The organism is Cellulomonas denverensis, from assembly GCF_012396125.1.
In the GTDB taxonomy this organism is placed as follows: Bacteria; Actinomycetota; Actinomycetes; order Actinomycetales; family Cellulomonadaceae; genus Cellulomonas; species Cellulomonas denverensis.
The window spans coordinates 19724-42642 of the sequence record NZ_JAAXOX010000012.1 but is presented as its reverse complement, the minus strand read 5'-3'; the positions used below and the strand labels follow the sequence as shown (position 1 = coordinate 42642).

The 22919-nt window shown below is 73.4% G+C and carries 20 protein-coding genes; 5 read left to right on the top strand and 15 right to left on the bottom strand.

All coding sequences use genetic code 11. The annotated features are described in order from the left end of the window. Positions 1-141: 141 nt before the first annotated feature. Entirely contained in the window at positions 142-807 is a 666-nt protein-coding gene (locus HGA03_RS15765) for an AMIN-like domain-containing (lipo)protein (protein ID WP_168631257.1), read from the top strand. Here the strand turns inward: HGA03_RS15765 and HGA03_RS15760 are convergent. The 4 genes from HGA03_RS15760 to HGA03_RS15745 form a co-directional block, all read right to left on the bottom strand. Further along, positions 796-2529 carry a glycoside hydrolase family 13 protein gene (locus tag HGA03_RS15760; RefSeq protein WP_168631256.1) on the bottom strand — a complete coding sequence of 578 codons (1734 nt, stop codon included), beginning with the start codon at positions 2527-2529 and terminating at the stop codon, positions 796-798. The two genes, HGA03_RS15765 and HGA03_RS15760, sit on opposite strands and share 12 nt — an antisense overlap. A gap of 52 nt (positions 2530-2581) precedes the next feature. Continuing rightward, positions 2582-4273 carry a dihydroxy-acid dehydratase gene (ilvD, locus tag HGA03_RS15755; protein ID WP_168631255.1) on the bottom strand — a complete coding sequence of 564 codons (1692 nt, stop codon included), beginning with the start codon at positions 4271-4273 and terminating at the stop codon, positions 2582-2584. Positions 4274-4301: 28 nt separating this feature from the next. Further along, the gene (gene ilvD, locus HGA03_RS15750; protein ID WP_168631254.1) at positions 4302-6161 is read right to left on the bottom strand and encodes a dihydroxy-acid dehydratase; all 1860 of its coding nucleotides are present in this window, start codon (positions 6159-6161) and stop codon (positions 4302-4304) included. A 102-nt stretch (positions 6162-6263) separates the two neighbouring features. Next, a complete protein-coding gene (locus HGA03_RS15745) occupies positions 6264-6914 on the bottom strand; it encodes a VOC family protein (RefSeq protein WP_168631253.1) in 651 nt (216 codons plus the stop codon). Positions 6915-6985: 71 nt separating this feature from the next. Here HGA03_RS15745 and HGA03_RS15740 point away from each other — a divergent pair, with 71 nt between their 5' ends. From HGA03_RS15740 to HGA03_RS15730, 3 genes are all read left to right on the top strand, one after another. Next, entirely contained in the window at positions 6986-7792 is an 807-nt protein-coding gene (locus tag HGA03_RS15740; protein ID WP_203767392.1) for a MerR family transcriptional regulator, read from the top strand. Between the two features lie 257 nt (positions 7793-8049). Then, a complete protein-coding gene (locus HGA03_RS15735) occupies positions 8050-9408 on the top strand; it encodes a cryptochrome/photolyase family protein (protein WP_168631252.1) in 1359 nt (452 codons plus the stop codon). Between the two features lie 247 nt (positions 9409-9655). After that, complete coding sequence (locus HGA03_RS15730; RefSeq protein ID WP_168631251.1) at positions 9656-10234, top strand: DoxX family protein; 579 nt, start codon at positions 9656-9658, stop codon at positions 10232-10234. A 95-nt stretch (positions 10235-10329) separates the two neighbouring features. On the opposite strand, the gene HGA03_RS15725 is transcribed toward HGA03_RS15730, so the two are convergent. The 5 genes from HGA03_RS15725 to HGA03_RS15705 form a co-directional block, all read right to left on the bottom strand. Next, complete coding sequence (locus tag HGA03_RS15725; protein WP_168631250.1) at positions 10330-10875, bottom strand: GNAT family N-acetyltransferase; 546 nt, start codon at positions 10873-10875, stop codon at positions 10330-10332. Positions 10876-10983: 108 nt separating this feature from the next. Further along, complete coding sequence (gatB, locus tag HGA03_RS15720) at positions 10984-12486, bottom strand: Asp-tRNA(Asn)/Glu-tRNA(Gln) amidotransferase subunit GatB (protein ID WP_168631249.1); 1503 nt, start codon at positions 12484-12486, stop codon at positions 10984-10986. Continuing rightward, positions 12483-13997 (bottom strand): Asp-tRNA(Asn)/Glu-tRNA(Gln) amidotransferase subunit GatA, encoded by a 1515-nt coding sequence (gene gatA / locus HGA03_RS15715; RefSeq protein ID WP_168631248.1) that lies wholly within the window; start codon positions 13995-13997, stop codon positions 12483-12485. The genes gatB and gatA overlap by 4 nt, the downstream gene beginning before the upstream one ends. A 1-nt stretch (position 13998) precedes the next feature. Next, the gene (gene gatC / locus HGA03_RS15710; protein ID WP_168631247.1) at positions 13999-14295 is read right to left on the bottom strand and encodes an Asp-tRNA(Asn)/Glu-tRNA(Gln) amidotransferase subunit GatC; all 297 of its coding nucleotides are present in this window, start codon (positions 14293-14295) and stop codon (positions 13999-14001) included. A 35-nt stretch (positions 14296-14330) separates the two neighbouring features. Next, positions 14331-14744: a pilus assembly protein CpaE gene (locus tag HGA03_RS15705; protein WP_168631328.1), complete on the bottom strand. Its 414-nt coding sequence runs from the start codon at positions 14742-14744 to the stop codon at positions 14331-14333. A 362-nt stretch (positions 14745-15106) separates the two neighbouring features. Here HGA03_RS15705 and HGA03_RS15700 point away from each other — a divergent pair, with 362 nt between their 5' ends. Further along, positions 15107-18001, top strand: a complete 2895-nt coding sequence (locus HGA03_RS15700) for a helix-turn-helix transcriptional regulator (protein WP_168631246.1) — start codon at positions 15107-15109, stop codon at positions 17999-18001. Here HGA03_RS15700 and HGA03_RS19650 read toward each other — a convergent pair whose 3' ends face one another. The 6 genes from HGA03_RS19650 to HGA03_RS15670 form a co-directional block, all read right to left on the bottom strand. Continuing rightward, entirely contained in the window at positions 18002-18817 is an 816-nt protein-coding gene (locus HGA03_RS19650; RefSeq protein ID WP_168631245.1) for a GNAT family N-acetyltransferase, read from the bottom strand. It abuts the gene before it with no gap. Next, entirely contained in the window at positions 18814-21219 is a 2406-nt protein-coding gene (ligA, locus tag HGA03_RS15690) for an NAD-dependent DNA ligase LigA (protein ID WP_168631244.1), read from the bottom strand. The genes HGA03_RS19650 and ligA overlap by 4 nt, the downstream gene beginning before the upstream one ends. A 34-nt stretch (positions 21220-21253) precedes the next feature. Beyond that, on the bottom strand, positions 21254-21592 hold the full coding sequence (locus HGA03_RS15685) for a DUF6907 domain-containing protein (RefSeq protein ID WP_168631243.1): 339 nt from the start codon (positions 21590-21592) through the stop codon (positions 21254-21256). Between the two features lie 103 nt (positions 21593-21695). Continuing rightward, on the bottom strand, positions 21696-21911 hold the full coding sequence (locus tag HGA03_RS15680) for a helix-turn-helix domain-containing protein (protein WP_168631242.1): 216 nt from the start codon (positions 21909-21911) through the stop codon (positions 21696-21698). A gap of 300 nt (positions 21912-22211) precedes the next feature. After that, on the bottom strand, positions 22212-22454 hold the full coding sequence (locus HGA03_RS15675; RefSeq protein WP_168631241.1) for a helix-turn-helix domain-containing protein: 243 nt from the start codon (positions 22452-22454) through the stop codon (positions 22212-22214). 62 nt (positions 22455-22516) lie between these two features. Then, positions 22517-22918 carry a hypothetical protein gene (locus HGA03_RS15670; protein ID WP_168631240.1) on the bottom strand — a complete coding sequence of 134 codons (402 nt, stop codon included), beginning with the start codon at positions 22916-22918 and terminating at the stop codon, positions 22517-22519. Position 22919 lies beyond the last annotated feature (1 nt).

Sequence of the window (22919 nt, the reverse complement as noted above, 5' to 3'; positions counted from 1 at the left end):
CACGTTACGCCGAAGCCCGTCGGGTGTCACGCCTCGGCTCCGGTCGTCTCACATGGTGGTTCGCGAGTCCGTTTCATGGACGATCGGGCCTGACGCCGCCGACCGGCTGGCGGACCGGCCCGGGGACGCTACGGTCGGGCCATGGGAGCCCGTCCGAGTCAGCACCACCCGCACCGCACCGCCGCCCGCACCGCGCTCGCCGCCGTCGCGATCGCCACCCTGATCGCCGGCTGCGGGGGGAACGACCCCGAGCCGGGCGCCCCGACCTCCACCAGCACCGGCCCGGCACCCACCGCGACCACCGCCCCGGCTCCGGAACCGTCGGACACCGCATCGCCCGGCGACCTGCCGTCCGACGAGGCCGCCGACTCCGCGGCGCCCTGGGACGACCCCACCGGCGCGGCATCGTCGGCCGACGCCCAACTGACCGCCACCGCCCTGCGCACCGGCGCCCAGGTCGGCTACGACCGGGTGGTGCTGGAGTTCACCGGACAGGGCACGCCGGGCTGGACCGCCCACCGCAGCAACACCGCCGTCGAGGACCCCACGGGCGAGCTGGCGCCGATCGAGGGCGAGGGCTACCTGCTGATCGTCGCCTCCGGACTGCTCACCCCGCCGGATGGTGGGCTGCCCGCCGGGAGCACCGCCCCCGGCATCTCGGTGGTCACCGGTGCGTCATTCACCGGGGTGTTCGAGGGCGAGTCCCAGCTCTGGATCGGGCTGACCGCCCCGGACGCGCCCTACCGGGTGTTCACCCTCACCAACCCGACCCGCCTGGTGATCGACGTGCAGCGGTCAATGGCCTGAGCGCACCGCCCGCACCACCCGCGCCTCCCAAGGCCGCAGCACGGTCGGCTCGCCACCCTGCTCCGGGTGGGTGCCCAGCACCAGCTCGCCCCACCCGCCGTCGACCAGCGGCCAGTCCGCGCCCAGATCCACCGCCCGGGACTCGCCGGACACGTTGACCACCACCAGCAGCGCGTCGTCGTCCAGGGTCCGGGTGAAGGCGTAGACCTGCTCGTCCTCCGGCAGCAGCATCCGGAACTCGCCCAGCGCCACCGTGGCGTCCCGGTGCCGCAGCTCGATCAGCCGGCGGTAGTGGTGGAACACCGAGTCCGGGTCGGCCCGCTCCGCCTCGGCGTTGATCTGCACGTGGTTCGGGTTCACCGCCAGCCACGGCGTGCCGGTGGTGAACCCGGCCTGCGGTCCGGCATCCCACTGCACCGGGGTGCGCGCGTTGTCCCGGGACATCCAGGCCAGGCCGGCCAGCAACTGCTCGTCGGTGGCGGTGCCCAGTGTGCGGGCCTCGGCGACGTGCCGGATCGACTCGATGTCCCGGTACTGGTCGAAGCGGGCGAAGTGGGCATTGGTCATGCCCAGTTCCTCGCCCTGGTAGACGTACGGCGTCCCGCGGTGCAGGTGCAGCAGCGTCGCCAGTGCCTTCGCCGACTCCCGGCGGTACACCCCGTCGTCGCCGAACCGGCTGACCACCCGCGGCTGGTCGTGGTTGTCCCAGTACAGGCTGTTCCAGCCGGTGTGCGCCAGCCCGGCCTGCCACCGGCCGAAGGTCGCCTTGAGGTCGGTCAGCTTCAGCGGGCGCGGGTCGAACTTCCCGCCCGGGCCGTGGTCCAGACCCACGTGCTCGAACTGGAACACCATGTCCACCTCGGCCCGCGCCGGGTCGGTGTACTTCAGCGCCTCCTCCAGCGTGACGCCCGGGGTCTCGCCCACGGTCAACAGCTGGGCGTCCCGGCCGGCGAACACCTCGCGGTGCATCTCCTGCAGGAACTCGTGCACCCGCGGCCCGTCGACGTAGTGCGGGCTCCCGTCGCCCCAGATCCCGGCCACCACCGCGCCGTCCGGCAGCGAGGTGTCCTTGGAGATCAGGTTGATCACATCCATCCGGAAGCCGTCCACCCCGCGGTCCAGCCACCAGCGCATCATGGCGTAGACCGCCTGCCGGACCTCCGGGTTCTCCCAGTTCAGGTCGGGCTGCTTCACGCTGAACAGGTGCAGGTAGTACTCCCCGGTCGCCGGGTCCGGCTCCCAGGACCCGCCGGAGAAGAACGAGTGCCAGTTGGTCGGCTCGGCGCCGGGCTGCCCCAGCTCCATCCCGTCCCGCGGGGGCCGCCACCAGTACCAGTCCCGCTTCGGGTCGTCCACGCTCGACCGGCTGGCCACGAACCACGGGTGCTCGTCCGAGGTGTGGTTCACCACCAGGTCCATCACCAGCTTGATCCCGCGCTCGTGCAGCCGCGCGATCAGCTCGTCCAGATCGGCCAGGGTGCCGAACGACGGGTCGACATCCTGGTAGTCGCTGATGTCGTAGCCGTTGTCGTCCTGCGGCGACCGGTAGATCGGCGACAGCCAGACCACGTCCACGCCCAGCGCGCTCAGGTGGTCCAGGTGCTCGATGATCCCGCGCAGGTCACCGATCCCGTCACCGTCGGAGTCCGCGAAGGACCGGGGGTAGATCTGGTACACGGTGGCGCGGGTCCACCAGGGGGCGTCCTCGACGGTGAAGCTCATGGTCACGAGCCTGGCAGATCACCGGAGCGCGGGCCAGGCGGAGGTGCGTCACCTAGATCAGCACGGCCCCCTTCGACGCCGACTGCACCAGCTTCGCGTACTTCGCCAGCACCCCACGGGTGTACTTCGGGGTCAGCGGCGACCAGCCCTCCCGGCGGGCCGCCAACTCCTCGGCGTCGACCAGGACGTCGATGGTCGCCGCGGCCACGTCCAGCCGGATCCGGTCACCGTCCCGGACGAAGGCGATCGGGCCGCCGTCCACCGCCTCGGGGGCGATGTGGCCGACGCACAGGCCGGTGGTGCCACCGGAGAACCGGCCGTCGGTGAGCAGCAGGACGTCCTTGCCGAGGCCGGCGCCCTTGATCGCGCCGGTGATCGCCAGCATCTCGCGCATGCCGGGGCCGCCCTTGGGTCCCTCGTAGCGGATCACGACCACGTCGCCGGCGGTGATGGTGCCGTCCTCCAGGGCGTCCAGGGCGGCGCGCTCGCGCTCGAACACCCGGGCGGTGCCCTCGAAGACGTCGGAGTCGAAGCCGGCCGACTTCACCACGGCGCCCTCGGGGGCCAGGCTGCCGGACAGGATGGTGATGCCGCCGGTGCGGTGGATCGGGTTGTCCAGGGCGCGCAGGATCTTGCCGTCCGGGTCGGGCGGGTCGATGTCGGCCAGGTTCTCGGCGACGGTGCGGCCGGTGACGGTGAGGCAGTCACCGTGCAGCAGTCCGGCGTCGAGCAGCGCCTTCATCACCACCGGGACCCCGCCGATCCGGTCGACGTCGTTCATCACGTACCGGCCGAAGGGCTTGAGATCGCCCAGGTGCGGGACCTTCGCGGCGACCCGCTTGAAGTCGTCCAGGGTGAGGTCGACCTCGGCCTCGTGCGCGATCGCGAGCAGGTGCAGCACGGCGTTGGTGGAACCGCCGAAGGCCATCACGACCGCGATGGCATTCTCGAACGCCTCCTTGGTCATGATCTGGCGGGCGGTGATCCCCTGGCGCAGCAGCTCGACCACGGCCTGGCCGGACAGGTGGGCGAAGTGGTCCCGGCGGCGGTCGGCGCTGGGCGGGGCGGCGGAACCGGGCACGGACATGCCCATCGCCTCGGCCACCGACGCCATGGTGTTGGCGGTGTACATCCCGCCACAGGCACCCTCGCCCGGACAGATCGCGCGCTCGATCCGGTCCAGGTCGCCCTTGCTCATCAGGCCGCGGGCACAGGCACCCACCGCCTCGAAGGCGTCGATCAGCGTGACGTCCTTCTCGGTGCCGTCCTCCAGCTTCACCCAGCCGGGCATGATCGAGCCGGCGTACAGGAACACGCTGGCCAGATCGAGCCGGGCGGCGGCCATCAGCATGCCGGGCAGCGACTTGTCGCAGCCGGCCAGCAGCACCGAGCCGTCCAGCCGCTCGGCGGACATCACGGTCTCGACCGAGTCGGCGATGATGTCCCGGCTGACCAGGGAGAAGTGCATCCCCTCGTGGCCCATCGAGATGCCGTCGCTGACCGAGATGGTGCCGAACTCGAGCGGGTAGCCACCCGCGGCGTGCACCCCGCCCTTGACCGCCTGGGCCAGGCGTTGCAGCGACAGGTTGCAGGGCGTGATCTCGTTCCAGGACGAGGCGACGCCGATCTGGGGTTTGCCCCAGTCCTCGTCGCCCATCCCGACCGCCCGGAGCATGCCCCGGGACGCGGTGGCCTCGATGCCGTCGGTGACCTGCCGCGACCGCGGCTTGATGTCCGGGTTCATGCGCCGACTGTAGGCGCGTGTGCGCCGATCAGCGACGGATGCGGCTCACATCCCGGACGGCACCCCGGTCGGCGCTGGTGGCCATCGCGGCGTAGGCCTGCAGCGCGGGCGAGACCACGCGGTCGCGGTCGCGCGGCTGCCAGGGGTTCTCACTCGCCTCCATCTTGGCCCGGCGCTCGGCGAGGACCGCGTCCGGCACGTTGATCCGGATCAGCCGGGTCTCGACGTCGATCTCGATCTCGTCGCCGTCCTCGATCAGGCCGATCGCGCCACCGGCGGCGGCCTCCGGGCTGACGTGGCCGACCGAGATGCCGCTCGACCCGCCGGAGAACCGGCCGTCGGTGATCAGCGCGCAGACCTTGCCCAGGCCACGGCCCTTGATGAACGAGGTCGGGTACAGCATCTCCTGCATGCCGGGGCCGCCGGCCGGGCCCTCGTAACGGACGACCACCACGTGGCCGGGCTCGACCTGCTTGGTGAGGATCTTCTCCACCGCCTCGTCCTGGGACTCGCAGACCAGGGCCGTCCCGACGAAGTGGAAGACGTCCGGGTCGATGCCGGCGGTCTTGATGATCGCGCCGTCCTCGGCCAGGTTGCCGCGCAGCACGGCCAGGCCGCCCTCGACGGTGTAGGCGTGCGCCACATCGCGGATGCACCCGGTGGCGGCGTCGGTGTCCAGCGACTCCCAGACATTGGAGGTGGAGAACGCCTGGGTGGTGCGCACCCCGCCGGGCGCGGCGTGGAACAGCTGCTGGGCCCGCTCGGTGGCGTGGCCGCCGCGGATGTCCCAGTCGTCCAGCCAGGCGCGCAGGGTCGGGGTGTGCACGCTGGTCACGTCGTGGTCGAGCAGCCCGGCACGGTCCAGCTCGCCGAGCAGCGCGGGGATGCCACCGGCCCGGTGCACGTCCTCCATGTGGTAGTCGGGGTGGTTCGGCGCGACCTTGGCCAGGCAGGGCACCCGGCGGCTCAGGGCGTCGATGTCGGCCAGGGTGAAGTCGACCTCGGCCTCCTGCGCGGCGGCCAGGATGTGCAGCACGGTGTTGGTCGAGCCGCCCATCGCCACGTCCAGCGCCATCGCGTTGCTGAACGCGGCCCGGGTGGCGATCCCGCGCGGCGCCGCGGTGTCGTCTTCGTCGTCGTAGTACCGGCGGGCCAGGTCGACGATGGTGCGGCCGGCCTCCAGGAACAGGTCCCGGCGGGCGGAGTGGGTCGCCAGGGTGGAGCCGTTGCCCGGCAGGGACAGCCCGAGCGCCTCGGTCAGGCAGTTCATCGAGTTGGCGGTGAACATCCCGGAGCAGGACCCGCAGGTCGGGCAGGCGTTCTCCTCCACGGTGGCCAGCGCCTGGTCCGAGACGTTGTCGTCGGCGGAGTAGTTGATCGCGTTGATCAGGTTGAGGTGGGTCTTCGCCACACCGTCGGCGACCACGGCCTTGCCGGCCTCCATCGGCCCGCCGGAGACGAAGATGACCGGGATGTTCAGCCGCAGCGCCGCGTTGAGCATCCCCGGGGTGATCTTGTCGCAGTTGGAGATGCAGACCAGTGCGTCGGCGCAGTGCGCCTGCACCATGTACTCCACCGAGTCGGCGATCAGGTCGCGGCTGGGCAGGGAGTACAGCATCCCGGCGTGGCCCATCGCGATGCCGTCGTCCACCGCGATGGTGTTGAACTCCTTGGCGACCCCGCCGGCCTCCTGGATCGCGGAGGCCACCAGGTCGCCCATGTCCTTGAGGTGCACGTGGCCGGGCACGAACTGGGTGTAGGAGTTCGCGATCGCGATGATCGGCTTGCCGAAGTCCTCCGAGCCCATGCCGGTGGCACGCCACAGCGCGCGGGCGCCGGCCATGTTGCGGCCGTGGGTGGATGTACGGGAGCGCAGCGGACGGCTCACGGGGAACTCCTTAGCAACCGGTGTCGACGGTCACGGTACGTCCAGCGCGCCGGTGCTGGTGACGGCGTCCGTCCACTGATCGACCAGGGGGCGAGACGCCGGTCAGTCCCGGGCCTGCCAGGTGCAGATGCAGGCCTCGTTCCCCTCCGGGTCGGCCAGCACCCAGAACGCCGGGGCGCGCAGGTCGCTCAGCAGGATGCCGCCGGCCGCCAGGGCCGCAGCGATCCGCGCCTCGGCCTGGTCGTGCGGCACGGTGACGTCCAGGTGGATCCGGTTGCGCTGCGGACGGGGCTCGTCCATCTGCTGGAACCAGTAGGCCGGTCCGGCGCCGTGCGGGTCGGTCAGGGCGTCGTCGCCGTCGTCGACGTAGCCGAGCACCGCCCGCCAGAACGGCCGGACCGCGGGGATGTCCAGGGCATCGATCGCGACCTCCTGGACGCTCAGCGTCTCCGGCGCGCCGGGAATGCCCATCCGGTCGGCCAGGTCGGTGATCGCCGCAGCCAGCCGCAGGTCGCGGACGGTCAGCCCGCCGGCGTCGTGGCTGGTCAGCTCGATCCGGACCCGGCCCCAGGCCAGCGTGAGGTCCGGGTGATGCTGGTGCGCCTCGGCCAGCGCGGCGACCTCGGCGGCGAAGCTCGCGCCGGTGGCGTAGTCGGCCGGGCGGAACGCGGCCACCAGGCGGCGCAGCAGCACCCGCCAGTGACGCTGGTCGGCGTGCCGGGTGGCGGTGGCGGAGTCGATGCGCTCGGTCATGGCCCCACTGTGACACCGGCCGCCCACACCCGCTTGCGCTTGACGTAACGTCAACTGGAACGGTGCTGTCCATGGCCGCGGAGAGCCCGCGGCCGGCATCGAGGGAGCGCGAGCAGATGACGGTCGACGGCGGCCCGTGGACCACCGCGGAGGTGGTCCGATTGTCCGGGGTGACCTCCCGGACGCTGCGGCACTACGACGCGATCGGCCTGCTGGTCCCGGCGGGGAACGCCCCCGGCGGGCAGCGGGTCTACGGCGCCGCGGAGCTGCTGCGGTTGCAGGAGATCCTGGTGCTGCGCGAGCTCGGCGTGCCACTGGCCGCCGTGGCCGAGGCGCTGCGGTCCACCGCGGACCGCGCCGCCGCCCTGCGCGAGCACCACGACCGGTTGCTGACCGAGCGGGACCGGCTGGACCGGTTGGCCCGCACCGTGGCCGCCACCCTCGATGCCCTGGAGGAAGGGAGCACCATGTCCGCCGACGATCTGTACGCGGGCTTCGACCACCGGCAGTACGAGCAGGAGGCCCGCGAGCGCTGGGGCGACCCGGCCGTCGACCGCAGCACCGCCCGGTGGGAGACCATGTCCGAGGACCAGCGCCGTGATCACCTGGCCGAGGGCGAGGCCCTGAACCGTGCGCTGGCCGACCTGATGACCGCCGGGGTCGCGCCCGGCGATCCGGCCACCCGGGACGCGGTCGCCCGGCACCACCGGTGGGTCAGCCTGTTCTGGACCCCGGACGCGGAGGCGTACCGCAGCCTCGGGTCGATGTACGCCGACGACCCACGGTTCGCCGCCACCTATGACGCGGTCGCGCCGGGCCTGGCGGCCTACCTACGGGACGCGATCGACACTCACGCCGCCGCGGTGACCGGCAGCTGAGCCCGGTCGGCCGGGTGCGTCCAGGGACCAACGGCCCGGGACGCCCTCAGGCCCCGGGGGCACGCTGTCTCACGCGAGCCAGCGGCCGACCGCCCGGGCTCGCACGCTCCCGGGGCGCCGACCCGCTCCCGGGGAACGAACGTCGGGGCACCATCGGCTCATCGCCCGGGCCGGTGGTGCCCCGGCTCGTTCCCGGGCCCGGCACCGCCGCACCCGCCCGGTCGCCCCCGGTGTCCTCGCTGGCTAGCGTGACCGCGATGACCACCCTGCACTGGTTCCGCCGCGATCTGCGACTCGGCGACAACCCCGCCCTGATGGCCGCCGCCGACCAGGGCGATGTCCTGCCCGTCTTCGTCCTGGACCCGGCGCTGTGGCACTCGGCGGGCGATCCGCGACGGGCCTACTTGCTGCGCAGCCTGCGGGCGCTGGATGAACAGCTGGACGGCGGCCTGCTGATCCGGCGCGGCGACCCGTGCACGGTGATCCCGGACCTGGCCCGGGAGGTGGCCGCCGAGGCGGTGCACATCACCGCGGACTCTGCGCCGGCCGGCCGCCGCCGGGACGAGCAGGTGGAGCGCGCGCTGGACGTGCCGCTGGTCGGCACCGGATCGCCGTACGCCGTGACGCCCGGCCGGGTCCGGACCAAGGGCGGCGACGGCTACCAGGTGTTCACCCCGTTCCGGCGCGCCTGGCAGGACCACGGCTGGCACTCCCCCGCCCCCGGCCGGCACGCGGCCCGCGAGCGCCTGCGCCTGGTGGACGCATGTCGCTCCGACCCCCTGCCCGAGGCCGAGCCGCCGGCCGGGATGCAGTTGCCCGAGGCCGGTGAGGTTGCCGCCCTCGACCGCTGGGCGGCGGTGCTGGACGGACCCCTCGCGCACTACGACACCGAGCGCGACCGGCCGGATCTGGACGGCACCTCCCGGCTGTCGGTGCCGCTGAAGTGGGGCGAGGTGCACCCCCGCACACTGTTGGCCGATCTGGCCCGGCACCGGTCGGCCGGGGCGGACACCTTCCGCGGGCAGTTGGCCTGGCGCGACTTCCACGCCGACGTGCTGTTCCACAGCCCGTCCGCCCGGGACACCTCGCTGACCCCGGTGCTGCCGGAGGACTCCTGGGCCGAGGGCGCCGAGGAGGACGCAGCCCTGACGGCGTGGGCGGAGGGCCGCACCGGCTATCCGCTGGTGGACGCCGGGATGCGGCAGTTGCGCGGCGAGGGCTGGATGCACAACCGGGTCCGGATGGTGGTGGCCTCGTTCCTGGTGAAGGATCTGCACGTGCGCTGGCAGCGCGGGGCCGCGCACTTCATGACCTGGCTGGTGGACGGTGACGTGCCGCAGAACCAGCTCAACTGGCAGTGGGTGGCCGGCACCGGCCGGGACGCGGCGCCGTACTTCCGGGTGTTCAACCCGGTGCGCCAGGGCCTGACCTACGACCCGGAGGGCCGCTACGTGCGGCGCTGGGTACCGGAGCTGCGGGACATCCCCGGCCGGGCGGTGCACGAACCGTGGAAGCTGCCCCGGTCGGCGGCGCCGGACTACCCCGCCCCGGTGGTCGACCACTCAACCGAGCGGGCCGCGACGCTGGCGGCCTACCAGGAGCAGCGCCGCCGCTGAGTGGCGCCGGGACAAAGGTCCCAGATTCCGCCCGCCCTCACCGCCGATCTGACCGGCTTGGCCGCTGTCCACTCACTTCAACCCGGGACTTCAGTCCCAGCCGAATCGCCCGAGCCACCCGGATTCACTCTCCCGGGTGTCCGATCGGGACCACTCCGGGACCTTTGACCCGGTTGAACCCCGATCCGATGGAGCACATTGGGAAAACCATCACAAAGATGGCACCGACGATTCGGAGAGCCGACACATGACCGCCACCACCGCACCCAGCGCCGCCGCCACCGCTGCCGCCGCGCCGGCCATCCGCACCCAGGAGGACGTCATCCTCTCGGTGCCGGTCCGCCGGACCCTGGCCGTGCTGCGGTACGCCACCGGCTTCATCTTCCTCTGGGCCTTCCTGGACAAGACCTTCGGCCTGAACTTCTCCACCGCCTCGGCGGATGCCTGGATCCACGGCGGCAAGCCGAGCCAGGGCTTCCTGACCTTCGCGGCCACCGGTCCGCTGCAGGGCTTCTTCAACGGCATCGCCAGCCCGGCCTCCGACGTCCTGTTCATGCTCGGCATGCTGGCCATCGGCCTGGCGGTCATGCTCGGCATCGGCACCCGGGTCGCCGCGGTCTCCGGCACCCTGGTGATGGCGATGATGTGGCTGGCCGAGTGGCCGGTCGGCGCCAGCGGCAGCGGCACCAACCCGTTCGTCGACTACCACGTGATCTACGCGATCGCCCTGATCCTGTTCGCCTACGCCTACGCCGGCGAGACCTGGGGCCTGGGCAAGTGGTGGCGGAACCTGCCGATCGTGCAGAAGTACCAGTGGCTGCGCTGATCGACACCACCTCCGCCGGCTGATCCCGGCGGAGCCCTCCACGACAGGAGGGCCGGTGCCCCGCCCGGGGAACCGGCCCTCCTGTTGTGTCCGGATCAGACGCCGCGACCCGCGCGGTACTCCTCCTCCAGCATCGACATCACGATCGCGTCGCACCAGCCCTCGCCGTCGCGGTAGGCGTCCCGGCGGCGGCCCTCGTGCCGGAAGCCGATGTTCTCGTACAGCGAGTGGGCACGGGCGTTGATGCTCAGCACGTCCAGCTCCACCCGGTGCAGTCCGATCCCGTCGAACGCCAGGCCCAGCACCAGCTCGATCGCCTCGGTGCCGTACCCGCGACCGCGGTACCCCGGTCGCATCACCAGGCGTAGGTTCGCGCTCTTGAGCACCGGGTCGATGTCGTTCAGCACGATCTCGCCCAGGTACTCGTCCGAGCCGTTCGCGGTGATCGCCAGGTCGATCCGGTCCGGCTCGCCGGAGATGGTGGCGCACCAGCGCTCGATCTGCTGGCGGGTGAAGGTCGCGGTGGTGCCGGTGGTGCGCATCGCCTCCGGGTCGTTCACCATCTCCCACATCCCGTCGGCGTCGTCGGCACGCACCGGCCGCAGCCGGACCATCTCCCCTTCGAGGGTCGGCTTGTCCATGGGTCCTCCTGTGTCCGTCCCGGCGATGCTAGGCCGGGGATGTTTCCGGGACATGGCAACGGCGCGGGCGATCCGTGCTCGCCCGCGCCGTCGTCCCGTGTCTGCGGGTCAGCCGTTCACGCGCTCCAGCACCAGCTCCCGCACTCGGCCGGCATCCGCCTGACCACGGGTGGCCTTCATCACCGAGCCGATGATGGCGCCCACCGGGCCGAGGTTGCCGGAGCGGATCTTCTCCGCGATGTCCGGCTGGGCGGCCAGCGCCGCGTCGATCGCCTCCAGCAGCGGGCCGTCGTCGGAGACCACTTCCAGACCACGGGCCACCACCACCTGCTCCGGATCGCCCTCACCGGCCAGCACGCCCTCCAGCACCTGCCGGGCGAGCTTGTCGTTGATCCGGCCGGCGTCGACCAACTGCTGCAGCTGGCCGATCTGGGCCGGGGTGATCGGCAGCTCGGCGAGCTCGACCTCCTGGGTCTTGGCGGTGCGGGCCAGCTCGCCCATCCACCACTTGCGGGCGGCGGCCGGGCTGGATCCCGCGGCGACGGTGGCCTCGATCAGCTCCACCGCACCGGCGTTGATCACGTCCCGCATCTCCGGGTCGGAGTAGCCCCACTCGGCCTGGAGCCGGCGGCGACGGGCGGCGGGCAACTCGGGCAGGTTGGCCCGGATCTCCTCCACCCACTCCCGGGACGGGGCGACCGGCACCAGGTCCGGCTCCGGGAAGTAGCGGTAGTCCTCGGCATCCGACTTCACCCGGCCCGAGGTGGTGATGCCGGTGTCCTCGTGCCAGTGCCGGGTCTCCTGGATCACGGTGCCCTGCTCGTCCAGCACGGCGGCCTGGCGGCTGATCTCGTACCGGACCGCTCGCTCCACCGAGCGGAACGAGTTGACGTTCTTGGTCTCGGTGCGGGTGCCCAGCGGCGACTCGGGAGTCGGCCGCAGCGAGACGTTCACGTCGGCGCGCACATTGCCGCGCTCCATCCGGGCCTCGGAGACCTCCAGGGCCCGGAAGATGTCCCGCAGGGTCTGGACGTAGGCCCGGGCGACCTCCGGTGCCCGCTCGCCGGCACCGACGATCGGCCGGGTCACGATCTCCACCAGCGGGATGCCGGCCCGGTTGTAGTCGACCAGGGAGTACTCGGCGCCCTGGATCCGGCCGGTGGAGCCACCGACGTGGGTGTTCTTGCCGGCGTCCTCCTCCATGTGCGCCCGCTCGATCTCGACCCGGAACACCGTGCCGTCCTCGAGCTCGACGTCCAGGTGGCCGTCGAAGGCGATCGGCTCGTCGTACTGGGAGGTCTGGAAGTTCTTCGGCACGTCCGGGTAGAAGTAGTTCTTCCGGGCGAAGCGGCAGGTCTCGGCGATCTGGCAGTTCAGCGCCAGGCCGATCCGGATCGCGTACTCCACCGCGGTGCCGTTCACCACCGGCAGGGCGCCCGGCAGGCCCAGCGACACCGGGGTCACCGCGGTGTTGGGCTCCGCGCCGAAGGTCTGCGGGGCGGCGTCGAACATCTTGGTCCGGGTGCCGAGCTCGACGTGCACCTCGATGCCGATCACCGGGTCGAACCGGCGGACCGCCTCGTCGTAGTCGACCAGGTCCACGGTGCTCACTTGCCCACCTCCAGTTCGGGCGCCTGCGCCAGCAGCGGGCCACCCCAGGACTTCTCCAGCAGCGCCTCGAGGGCGGCGCCCACCCGGTAGAGCCGGTCGTCGGCCTTGGCCGGGGCCAGCACCTGGAACCCGGAGGGCAGGCCATCGTCGGACAGGCCGCTCGGCAGGGACAGACCGGGGATGCCGGCCAGGTTCGCCGGGATGGTCGCCACGTCGTTCAGGTACATCGCCAGCGGGTCGTCCAGCTTCTCGCCCAGCTTGAACGCGGTGGTCGGCGTGGTCGGCGAGACCAGCACATCCGCGGCGGCAAAGGCGTTCGCGAAGTCGCGCTGGATCAGGGTCCGGACCTTCTGCGCGCTGCCGTAGTAGGCGTCGTAGTACCCGGCGGACAGGGCGTAGGTGCCCAGGATCACCCGGCGCTTGACCTCGTCGCCGAAGCCGGTGCCACGGGTGGCGGCCATCACGCGCTCGGCGGTGACCGGCCCCTGCTCCGGCTCCACCCGCAGGCCGAAGCGCATGCCGTCGAACTTCGCCAGGTTGCTGGACGCCTCGGACGGCATGATCAGGTAGTACGCGCCCAGGGCGTACTCGAAGTGCGGGCAGGAGACCTCGACGATCTCGGCGCCCGCGGAGCGCAGCAGCTCCAGCGACTCGTGGAACCGGGCCAGCACGCCGGGCTGGTAGCCCTCGCCCTGCAACTCGGTGACCACGCCGACCCGCAGACCGGACAGGTCCCCGGTGGCACCCTGGCGGGCCGCGGCGACCAGGCCGGGCAGCGGGTCGGGGATGGAGGTGGAGTCGCGCGGGTCGTGCCCGCCGATCAGCTCGTGCAGCAGCGCCGAGTCCAGCACCGTCCGGGTGACCGGGCCGGCCTGGTCCAGGCTGGAGGCCATCGCGATCAGGCCGTAGCGGGACACCGAACCGTAGGTCGGCTTCACCCCCACGGTGCCGGTGACCGCGGCCGGCTGGCGGATGGAGCCACCGGTGTCGGTGCCGATCGCCAGCGGGGCCTCGAAGGCGGCGACCGCGGCCGCCGAACCACCACCGGACCCACCGGGGATCCGGTCCAGGTCCCAGGGGTTGTGGGTGTCGCCGTAGGCCGAGTGCTCGGTGCTGGACCCCATGGCGAACTCGTCCATGTTGGTCTTGCCCAGGATCGGCAGGCCGGCGGCCTTGATCCGCTCCACCAGGGTGGCGTCGTAGGGCGGCACCCAGCCCTCGAGGATCTGCGACCCCGCCGTGGTCGGCAGGCCCCGGGTCACCACGACGTCCTTGACCGCGATCGGCACGCCGGCCAGCGGGTGCAGCTGCTCGCCCGCGGCCCGGCGGGTGTCCACGTCGGCGGCGGTGGCCAGCGCCTGCTCCGCGGCCACGTGCAGGAAGGCGTTCACCGCGGGCTCGACGGCGGTCATCCGGTCCAGGTGGGCCTGGGTGGCCTCGACGCTGGACACCTCGCCGGCGGTGAGCTTGCCCGCCAGGTCGGCCGCGCTCAGGCGGGTCAGGTCGGTCATCTCACTCCTCCCCGAGGATCTGCGGGACCAGGATCTTGCCGTCCTCGGCCGCGGGGGCACCGGCCAGCACGTCCGCCTGGGACAGCGGCTGCTCGGGCACGTCGGCGCGGAAGACGTTGGTCATCGGCAGCGGGTGGCTGGTGGCCGGGACATCGGGGGTGGCGACTTCGCCGACCCGGGCGACCGAGTCGACGATCACCTGGAGTTCGCCGACCAGCCGGTCGACCTCCTCCGGCTTCAGGTCGATCCGCGCCAGGCCCGCGACGCGCGCGACCTCATCACGAGAAAGAGAGGACATGCCGGGAAGTCTAGTCGGCGGGTGCTCCCCCGGTGTCAGACCCGCGCGGCCGACACCAGCGCGAGCACCGCGTCGGCGTAGGCGTCGGCCGCCTCGTCCGCGGCGAAGGACCGTTCCGGCTGCCCGGGCAGCTCCACCACGACCAGGTAGCGCCCGTCCAGCGAGCGGGCCAGCGACCGGAACGTCCCGCCGAGCAGCTCGCGCAGCTGGTCCTCGCGTGGCAGCCAGATCGCCTCGTCCTGGGTGACCGAGTCCAGCGCCCACTCGGTGGTGCCGTTGAAGCCGAGCACCGTGCCGGTCGGGTAGTGGTGCGGTTCGATGGTCATCTCACTGATGGTGAACACCTCCCCGGCCATCGCGGGCTGGCGGAGCGCGAACCGGTCACCGGCCCGTGGCGTCCAGCGCAGGCCTGCGGCCTGCAACACCTCGGCGCGGTCCAGTGACAGCATGCCGCTCATCGGCCCCTCCTCACCCCTCGCCGGGTCACGACCTCAGCCTGCACCGGCGGCCACCTCAGCACCACCTCAGTGTGCGCCCCGTTCCCGGCGGCGCCCGATGCTGCCCGGCTGCCCGATCCCCCGCCCGCCCCCTCAGCCCGAGGCTGGAGAGCAGCCGGAAGGACCGGCCCGGGTTCGAGGGAGAGCGTCATGGACATGATCTGGGGACCGGCGCTGGACGCCGAGATCCGTTACCGCCAGTCGGTGGTGCGCGACACCGCCCACGACGTCGGCCTGCACTGGCGCTGGCACCACCGCCGGTGACCGCGGCCGAACGCGCGCGACTGTGGGCGGCGCCTGTCACCATCGACGCCATGAGCTGGTCGGCGGCGCGGGTGCCCTTCATCGCACGGGAGACCGAGCTCGCCGCGCTGCGGGCCGCGGTGGCACGCGCCGCGGCGGGCGAACCGGGCCTGGTGCTGCTGGGCGCCGACGCCGGGGTGGGCAAGACCCGGCTGCTCGACCAGCTGGGCGACCGGGTGGCCGAGGACGGCGCCACCGTGGTCACCGGCCACTGCGTGGACCTGGGCGAGATCGGGCTGCCCTACCTGCCCTTCGTCGAGGTGCTGCGCCGGTTGACCGACGGCCGGCCCGAGGTCGCCGCGGTGCTGGACGACCGTCCGGCGCTGCGGCGGCTGCTGCCCGACGGCGCCGCACCCGCCGAGCCGGCCGAGCGCCTGCAGCTGTTCGATGCGGTGGCCGCCCTGCTCGCCGCCGCCGGGGCGCCGGGGCGGCCGCTGGTCGTGGTGCTGGAGGACCTGCACTGGGCGGACGCGTCCAGCCGCGACCTGTTGCGCTTCCTGGTGGCCCGGCTGCGGACCGAACCGGTGCTGCTGATCGGGTCCTACCGGGCGGACGACCTGCACCGGCGGCACCCGCTGCGCCCGGTGCTGGCCGAGCTGGGCCGCCACCCGCGGGTGCAGCGGATCGAGCTGGCGCCGTTCGGCACCGACGAGCTGCGGGCCTTCACCACCGCGCTGACCGGTGCCCCGCTGCCGGAGGACGTGCTGCGCCGGATCGAGGACCGCTCGGAGGGGAACGCCTACTTCGCCGAGGAGCTGACCGAGGCCCGGGGTGCGGGCGCCGACCTGCCGGAGACCGTGGCGGACGCCCTGCGGGCCCGGTTCGAGCAGCTCGGTCCCGCCGGGCAGCGCCTGGTGCGTGCCGCCTCCGCCGCCGGCCGCCGGGTGACCGAGCCGCTGCTGCGCGCCGTGGTCGCCGGCGACGGGATCGACGTGGACGAGGCGCTGCGGGACGCGATCGCGCACCACGTGCTGGTCGGCGACGAGGACCGGTTGGCGTTCCGGCACGCGCTGCTGGCCGAGGCGGTCTACACCGACCTGCTGCCCGGCGAGCAGATCGCCCTGCACCGGGGCTACCTGCTCGCCGCCGACGCCGACCCGGGCCTGGCCACCGCCGCCGAACGCGCCCACCACGCGCTGCTGGCCCGCGACGACCGGCGCGCGATCCTGGCCGCCCGGGAGGCCGCCGCCGAGGCAGCGCGCCAGCTCGCCCCGGACGAGGAACTGCGCCACCTGGAGACGGTGCTCCGGCTCTGGCCCGGGGTGCCCACCGCCGCCGACGACCTCGGCACCGACCGGGTCGCCCTGCTGATCGCCGCCGCGGCCGCCGGTGGCCGCGCCGGACTGGGCACCCGGGCGGTGGCCCTGGCACAGGACGCCCTGGCCCCGGCCCGGGAGCACGGTGGGGTCCGGGCCGCCGAGGCGCACGTCGCCCTGGCCCGGCACCTGCTGGCGGTGGAGCGGATCGAGGACGCCCTGGCGCAGACCACGCTGGCCGAGCAGGCCCTGGGCGCCGACCACCCGGAGGACGACGGCCCGGTCCTCGCCTGGGTGCTGGCGACCCGCGCCCGGGCCGCCCTGAACGCCGATCAGGACGAGCTGGCCGCGCGCGCCGCCACCGCTGCGGTCGACCAGGCCCGGGCGGCCGGTGCCGCCGATGCCGAGGCGGACGCCCTGATCTCCCTGGCGGTGCTGGTGGTCGACGACCCGGAGCGCGCCGCCACCCTGCTGCACGAGGCGCTGCTGCGTGCCCGCGAGTCCGGCGACGTCGGCACCGAGCTGCGCTGCGCCTACAACCTGGCCGCCAACCGCTTCTACGCCGGACAGCTGCCCGAAGCCACCACGGTCGCCACCGACGGACTGGCCCTGGCCCGGCGCACCGGCCTGACCTGGAGTCCCTACGGCGTCGAGCTGCGGCTGTTCCTGGACCTGATCCGCTTCACCCGCGGCGACCTGTCACCCGCCACCCCCACCGGGGACGCCGGCCCGCCACCGGCCGCCGCCGCGCTGGAGTCGGTGCAGTTGTACGCCGCCGTCGCCCGGGGCGATGCCGGGGTGGCCGAACACGCGCTGGCGCTGGTGCACGGTGCCCACGAGGACACCCAGATCACCATGATCGCGGGCGGTTGCACGGTCGACGCCCTGACCTGGGCCGGCCGCCCCGAGGAGGCGCTCGCCCTGGCGCTGGACCTGATCGAGGAGATCGGCCGGGCCTGGACCGACTCGTTCCTGGGCGGGATCTGGCTGTCCGCGCTCGGCATCGCCGCCCTCGCCGACCTGGCCGCCACCGACCGGATCGCCGGGCGCGACCCCGCGGACCGGCTGGCCGCGGGCTCCGAGCTGCTGCGCCGTGCCGTGGACACCGCCGGACGCGGCCGCCCCCGTGGTGGCCCGCTCGGACCCGAGGGCCGGGCCTGGCTGGCCCGCGCCCACGCCGAACACACCCGGCTGACCGGCGACCCGGACCCCGCGCTCTGGGCCGCCGCCACCACGGCCTTCGGCTACGGCTACCGCTACGAGGAGGCGCGCACCCGCTGGCGCTGGGCCGAGGCGATGCTGGCCACCGGCGACCGGGACGGCGCCCGCACGCGGGCCGCCGAGGCACTGGCCACCGCCCGGGCGATCGGTGCCGCACCGCTGGCGACCGCGGTGGCGGACCTGGCGCGGCGCGGCCGGCTGGACCTGCCCGGGGTCGCCAGCACCGGCGGCGACCTGCTCACCGCACGGGAGTCGGAGGTCCTGATGCTGGCCGCCACCGGGCTGAGCAACCGGCAGATCGGCGAACGGATGTTCATCAGCGCCAAGACCGTCTCGGTGCACATGTCCCGGGTGCTGGACAAGCTCGGGGCCTCCGGCCGCGCCGAGGCGGTGTCGATCGGTCACCGGCGCGGGCTGATCGAGGGGTAGTCAGCGCTCCCGGTACACGTAGCGCTCCACCGGGACGAAGCCGAGCTCCCGGTACAGCCGCTGGGCCGGGGTGTTGTGCACCTCGACCTGGAGGAACGCCCGCTCGGCGCCGTGCGTGACCGCCGCGCGCAACCCCGCCAGGGTGAGCGCGCGACCGGTGCCCCGGCGACGGGCCGCGGGGGTGACGGCCAGGCAGGACAGCCCGGCCCACTCCCCGGCCGGCGCGACCCGGAGCACCCCGAGCGCGGTGCCGTCCGGTGTCCGGGCGGACAGGTAGCGGGCCGGGCTGCCGGTGAGCAGGCGGGCGGCGAGCTCGCGCTCCGCGGCCCCGGGGCGGGCACCGTTCTGCTTCACCCCGAGCCAGCCGGCCAGCCAGTCGTCGTCCGGGCGGTCGGCGTCGGCGATCACCGGCCCGGCGGGAGCCGGCCGGGGTGCCACCGGCGCGGCCTCCCGTGCCCCGGTCGATAGCGCTTCGACGCCGGACGACCCGGTGTCACCGGGCTCGGTGCCGTTCAGCTCACGCGCCCAGACCTCGGTCACCGACGCCTCGGCGTAGCCGCGATCGGCCAGGCGGCGGTCCAGCCCGGCGGGCGCCGCGGAGCAGATCCGGAACACCGCCGGCTGTCCCACCGCGGCGTAGCGGGCCTCGATCCGCTCCAGGTCGTCCTCGCCCAGTGCGGCACCGGGGGTGGCGGGCACGGCGCTGTTCGCCCGCTTGGTGAGCCCGCCGGTGAAGCCGAGCAGCCAGTCGCCGATCCGCTCGGTGCGGGCCGGCAGCCAGGTCGCGCGTTCGACCGCCAGTCCCGGACCGCTCACTCCCCCGCCTCGTCCGAGCCCCCGTCGCCCGGCCGGTCGCCCAGCGCCTCCGGCCCGCCGGCCAGCAGCGCGGCGAACCCGTCCTCGTCCAGGATCCGCAGCCCCAGCTCGCGCGCCTTGGTCTCCTTGGACCCGGCGTTCTCCCCGACCACCACGTAGTCCGTCTTCTTGGACACGCTGCCGGCCGCCTTGCCGCCCCGGGCGAGGATCGCCTCCTTGGCACCGTCCCGGCTGAACCCGGCCAGGCTCCCGGTGACCACCACGGTCACACCCGCCAGGGTCAGCGGCACCGACTCGTCCCGCTCGTCGCGCATCACGACCCCGTCCGCGGCCCAGCGGTCGACGATCTCCCGGTGCCAGTCCTCGGCGAACCAGTCCCGGATCGACTCGGCGATGGTCGGGCCGACGCCCTCCACCTCGCTGAGCCGGGCCACCGCGTCCTCGCGGTCCAGCGCCTCGCGCAGCGCCGCCATCGACCCGAACTCCTGTGCCAGCGCCCGGGCCGCGGTGGGGCCGACGTTGCGGATGCTCAGCGCGACCAGCACCCGCCACAGGTCCTTGGTCTTGGCCAGCTCCAGCTCGTTCAGCAGCTTGATCGCCTGCTCGGAGGGCTCGTACTCCGGCAGCGTGCGGCCCTCGGCGGCGGCCTCGGCCTGCTGCTTCTTGGTCCACTTCAGGGCGCGGCGGAACGGTGCCCGGCGGCGGACCACCCCGTCCTCGTCGGCCTTCGGCTCACCGGTCTCGGCGTCCCGGACGATCGCCTCGACCTGCATCAGCGTGGCCAGGCTGCGCTCGCGGACCGCGCGGCGCTCCTGCTCCGGGGCGTCCAGCCCGTAGCCGACCAGGGAGAACAGGTCGGCCTCGTTCACCAGCGGCGGCTGCTCGGGGATCTCCGGCTGGGTCAGCGCGGCGGCGGTCACCTCGCCGAGGGCGTCGATGTCCAGCGCCCCGCGCGAGCCGATGTGCTCGACCCGGCCGCGCACCTGCGCCGGGCAGGTCCGGGCGTTCGGGCACCGCAGGTCGACCTCGCCCTCACGCATCGGGCGCAGCTCGCTGCCGCACTCCGGGCAGTGGGTGGGCATCACCCAGTCGGTGCGGGGGTAGCCGTCGTCCGCCAGCGCCGCCACCGGCCCGACGATCTCCGGGATCACGTCGCCCGCCTTGCGCAGCACCACCATGTCCCCGGGCCGCACGCCCTTGGCCGCGACCACGTCCTTGTTGTGCAGGGTGGCCATCGACACCGTCGACCCCGCCACCCGCACCGGTTCCATCACGCCGTACGGGGTGACCCGTCCGGTCCGGCCGACGTTGACCTCGATCGACAGCAGCCGGGTGTTCACCTCCTCCGGCGGGTACTTGTAGGCGATCGCCCACCGCGGTGCCCGGCTGGTCGCGCCGAGCCGCCGCTGCAGGGCGATCTCGTCCACCTTGACCACGATGCCGTCGATCTCGTGCACGACGTCGTGCCGGTGCTCGCCGTAGTGGTCGATCATCTGCTGCACCCCGGCCAGCCCGGAGACCACCTGGCTGTACGGCGAGACCGGGACGCCCCAGCCCTCGAGCAGCCCGTAGATCTCGGACTGCCGCTCCACCCCGGCGCCACCGGTGCCGTCGCCCCAGCGCAGCGCGCCGATCCCGTGCGCGAACATCCGCAGCGGCCGCGAGGCGGTCACCTTCGGGTCCTTCTGCCGCAGCGACCCGGCGGCGGCGTTGCGCGGATTGGCGAACGGCGCCTTGCCGAGCGCCACCTGCGCCGCGTTCAGCTTCTCGAACTCGGCGACCGGGAAGAACACCTCGCCGCGAACCTCGATCTGTTCCGGGTGGGTGGCCGGGTCGCCGCCGAGCTCGTGCGGGATGACGCCGATGGTGCGCACGTTGGCGGTCACGTCCTCGCCGGTGCGCCCGTCGCCGCGGGTGGCCGCCCGGACCAGCCGCGCCGGGCCGTCGCCCTGCCGTTCGTACAGCAGCGCGATCGCCAGCCCGTCGATCTTCAGCTCGGTCAGGTAGTGCAGCCCCGCGTCGTCCGGGAGCTCCAGGTCACGGTGCACCCGCAGCGCCCAGGCGGCGATCTCCTCGGCGGAGAAGGCGTTGTCCAGGGACAGCATCCGCTCGACGTGGTCGACCGACCGGAACCCGCCCGCCACCGAGCCACCCACCGTGCCGGTCGGCGAGTTCGGCCCGATGTAGCCGTACTCGCGCTCCAGTGCCTCCAGCCGCAGCATCAGCCGGTCGTAGGCGGCGTCGTCCACCACCGGGGCGTCCTGCACGTAGTAGGCGTCGCGCAGGTGCCCGATCTGATCCGCGAGCATCGCCCAGCGCTCGGCGACCTCATCGGCGCTCAGGCCACGGTCGGCGGGGTCCAGGTCGCGGCGGTTCTCCGGCGTCGCATTCACGCGGCTCATCATGCCGTCACCTGCCGACATCCACCGCCCGGGATCAGGTCCGCCCGACCGCGATCAGCCGGTCCAGTCCCGGGACCACCCGCGACCAGGAGGCCACCGACAGCTCCAGGCCCTGGTTCCGCCCGTCCCCGACGTACAGCCAGGTCTCGTCGTCGCCGACCCGGCGGTGCAGCACCAGGGCCAGGTCCTCGCCGGTCACCTCGTCCTCCTCGGGCGGCAGGGGTTCGCCGACGCCGCGCAGGGCGAGCACCGGGACGGAGAGTGAGGCGCTGACGTGCCGGCGGTCGCGCTCGTGGTCGGCGACCTCGTGCAGCACCACGCACCAGGGCGGGCAGGTCTCGGTCAGCCACGGGGGTGGGGTCTGGGTCTGCACGGCATCCTCCTGGGGTCGGTCACGAGGGGGCTGTCCCCCGCTGGCGACACATTCACCAGGGGCACCGACACCGGCCCGGAGTTATCCACAGGGCCCGGCCGGCTCAGGAGAATCCGAGCAACTCCCGCGGGTCGACCTCCAGGTCGTCGGCGAGCTGTTCCACCGACTGCAGGGTCAGGTTCCGCTCGCCGCGCTCGACCCCACCGATGTAGGTCCGATGCACACCCAGGCGGTCCGCCAGCGCCTCCTGGCTCAGCCCCTGCTCCTCGCGCAGTCGTCGCAACTCCTGACCGACCCGGCGCTGCAGCTCTCCTCTCACGCGGTCAACGGTCGATCCTCGCTACTGATCCGTCTACAGACTCATGAGTAGCACAGGGCAGGTCGCAGGTCGATCAGGCGGGCGGCAGGAGGGAGCCGAGCGGCGGAAATGAGGTGGCCGGGGCGCCGGGACGAGGGGTGGCGGGCGCCCGACCGGGTAGCACCCGCGGCACGAGGACTCGCGCAACCGGGCCCGGCGCGGGACGGCTGAGTGAGCGCGCCGCCGGTCGCGGGACAGCTCAGCCGGCGGGCCGCCGTTCGCGGAGCAGCTCAGCTCGCGGGCCGCCGGTCGAGCGGCGACTCAGTGCGCCGAGCCGGAGGCACCCGCCCCGGGCCCGCACAGCAGCTCCCGCCACCCGACCCCGAGCCGATCCGCCAGCTCGGTGAGGGTGCTCAGCGTGAGATTGCGCTCGCCGCGCTCGACCGCCCCGATGAACGTGCGGTGGTACCCGATCGCATGCGCCAGTTGCTCCTGGCTCAGACCGCGCTCCTGCCGGATCCGCCGCAGGGCGAGGCCCAGCGTGCGGTGCAGTTCCCGATCCATGCCTGCCAGCGTGAACCCGCGCTACCTATCCGTCGACAGCTCGATGAGTAGCACGCTGCAGCTCAGCGCCCATTTCGCCCGGACCGTGACGATCCCGGCATCCGGCGTTCCCGCCACACCGACAACCCGACCACGGCCAGCAGCACCACCCCGGCCAGCACCGCGCCGGCGGCGATCCAGCTCACCGCGGCGGGTGCGGCATCCAGCGGCACCACCTCGGCGGTCCCGTCCGGCGCCCACCGGCACTCGGCCGCGGGGGGCAGCACCGAGTAACGCACCTCGGCGGAGTCGGTGCCCGCGGCGGCGGCCGCCACACAGGGCTGTTCCTGGCCGGCACCGGTCAGCATCGACCCGGTGGCGACCTGCACCCAGAGCACGATCAGGGTGATCAGGCCGGCCAGCGCCAGCCCCGATCCGGTCAGCAGCAGCACCGCCCGCCGGATCGCGGTCCGTCGTCCGGTCACG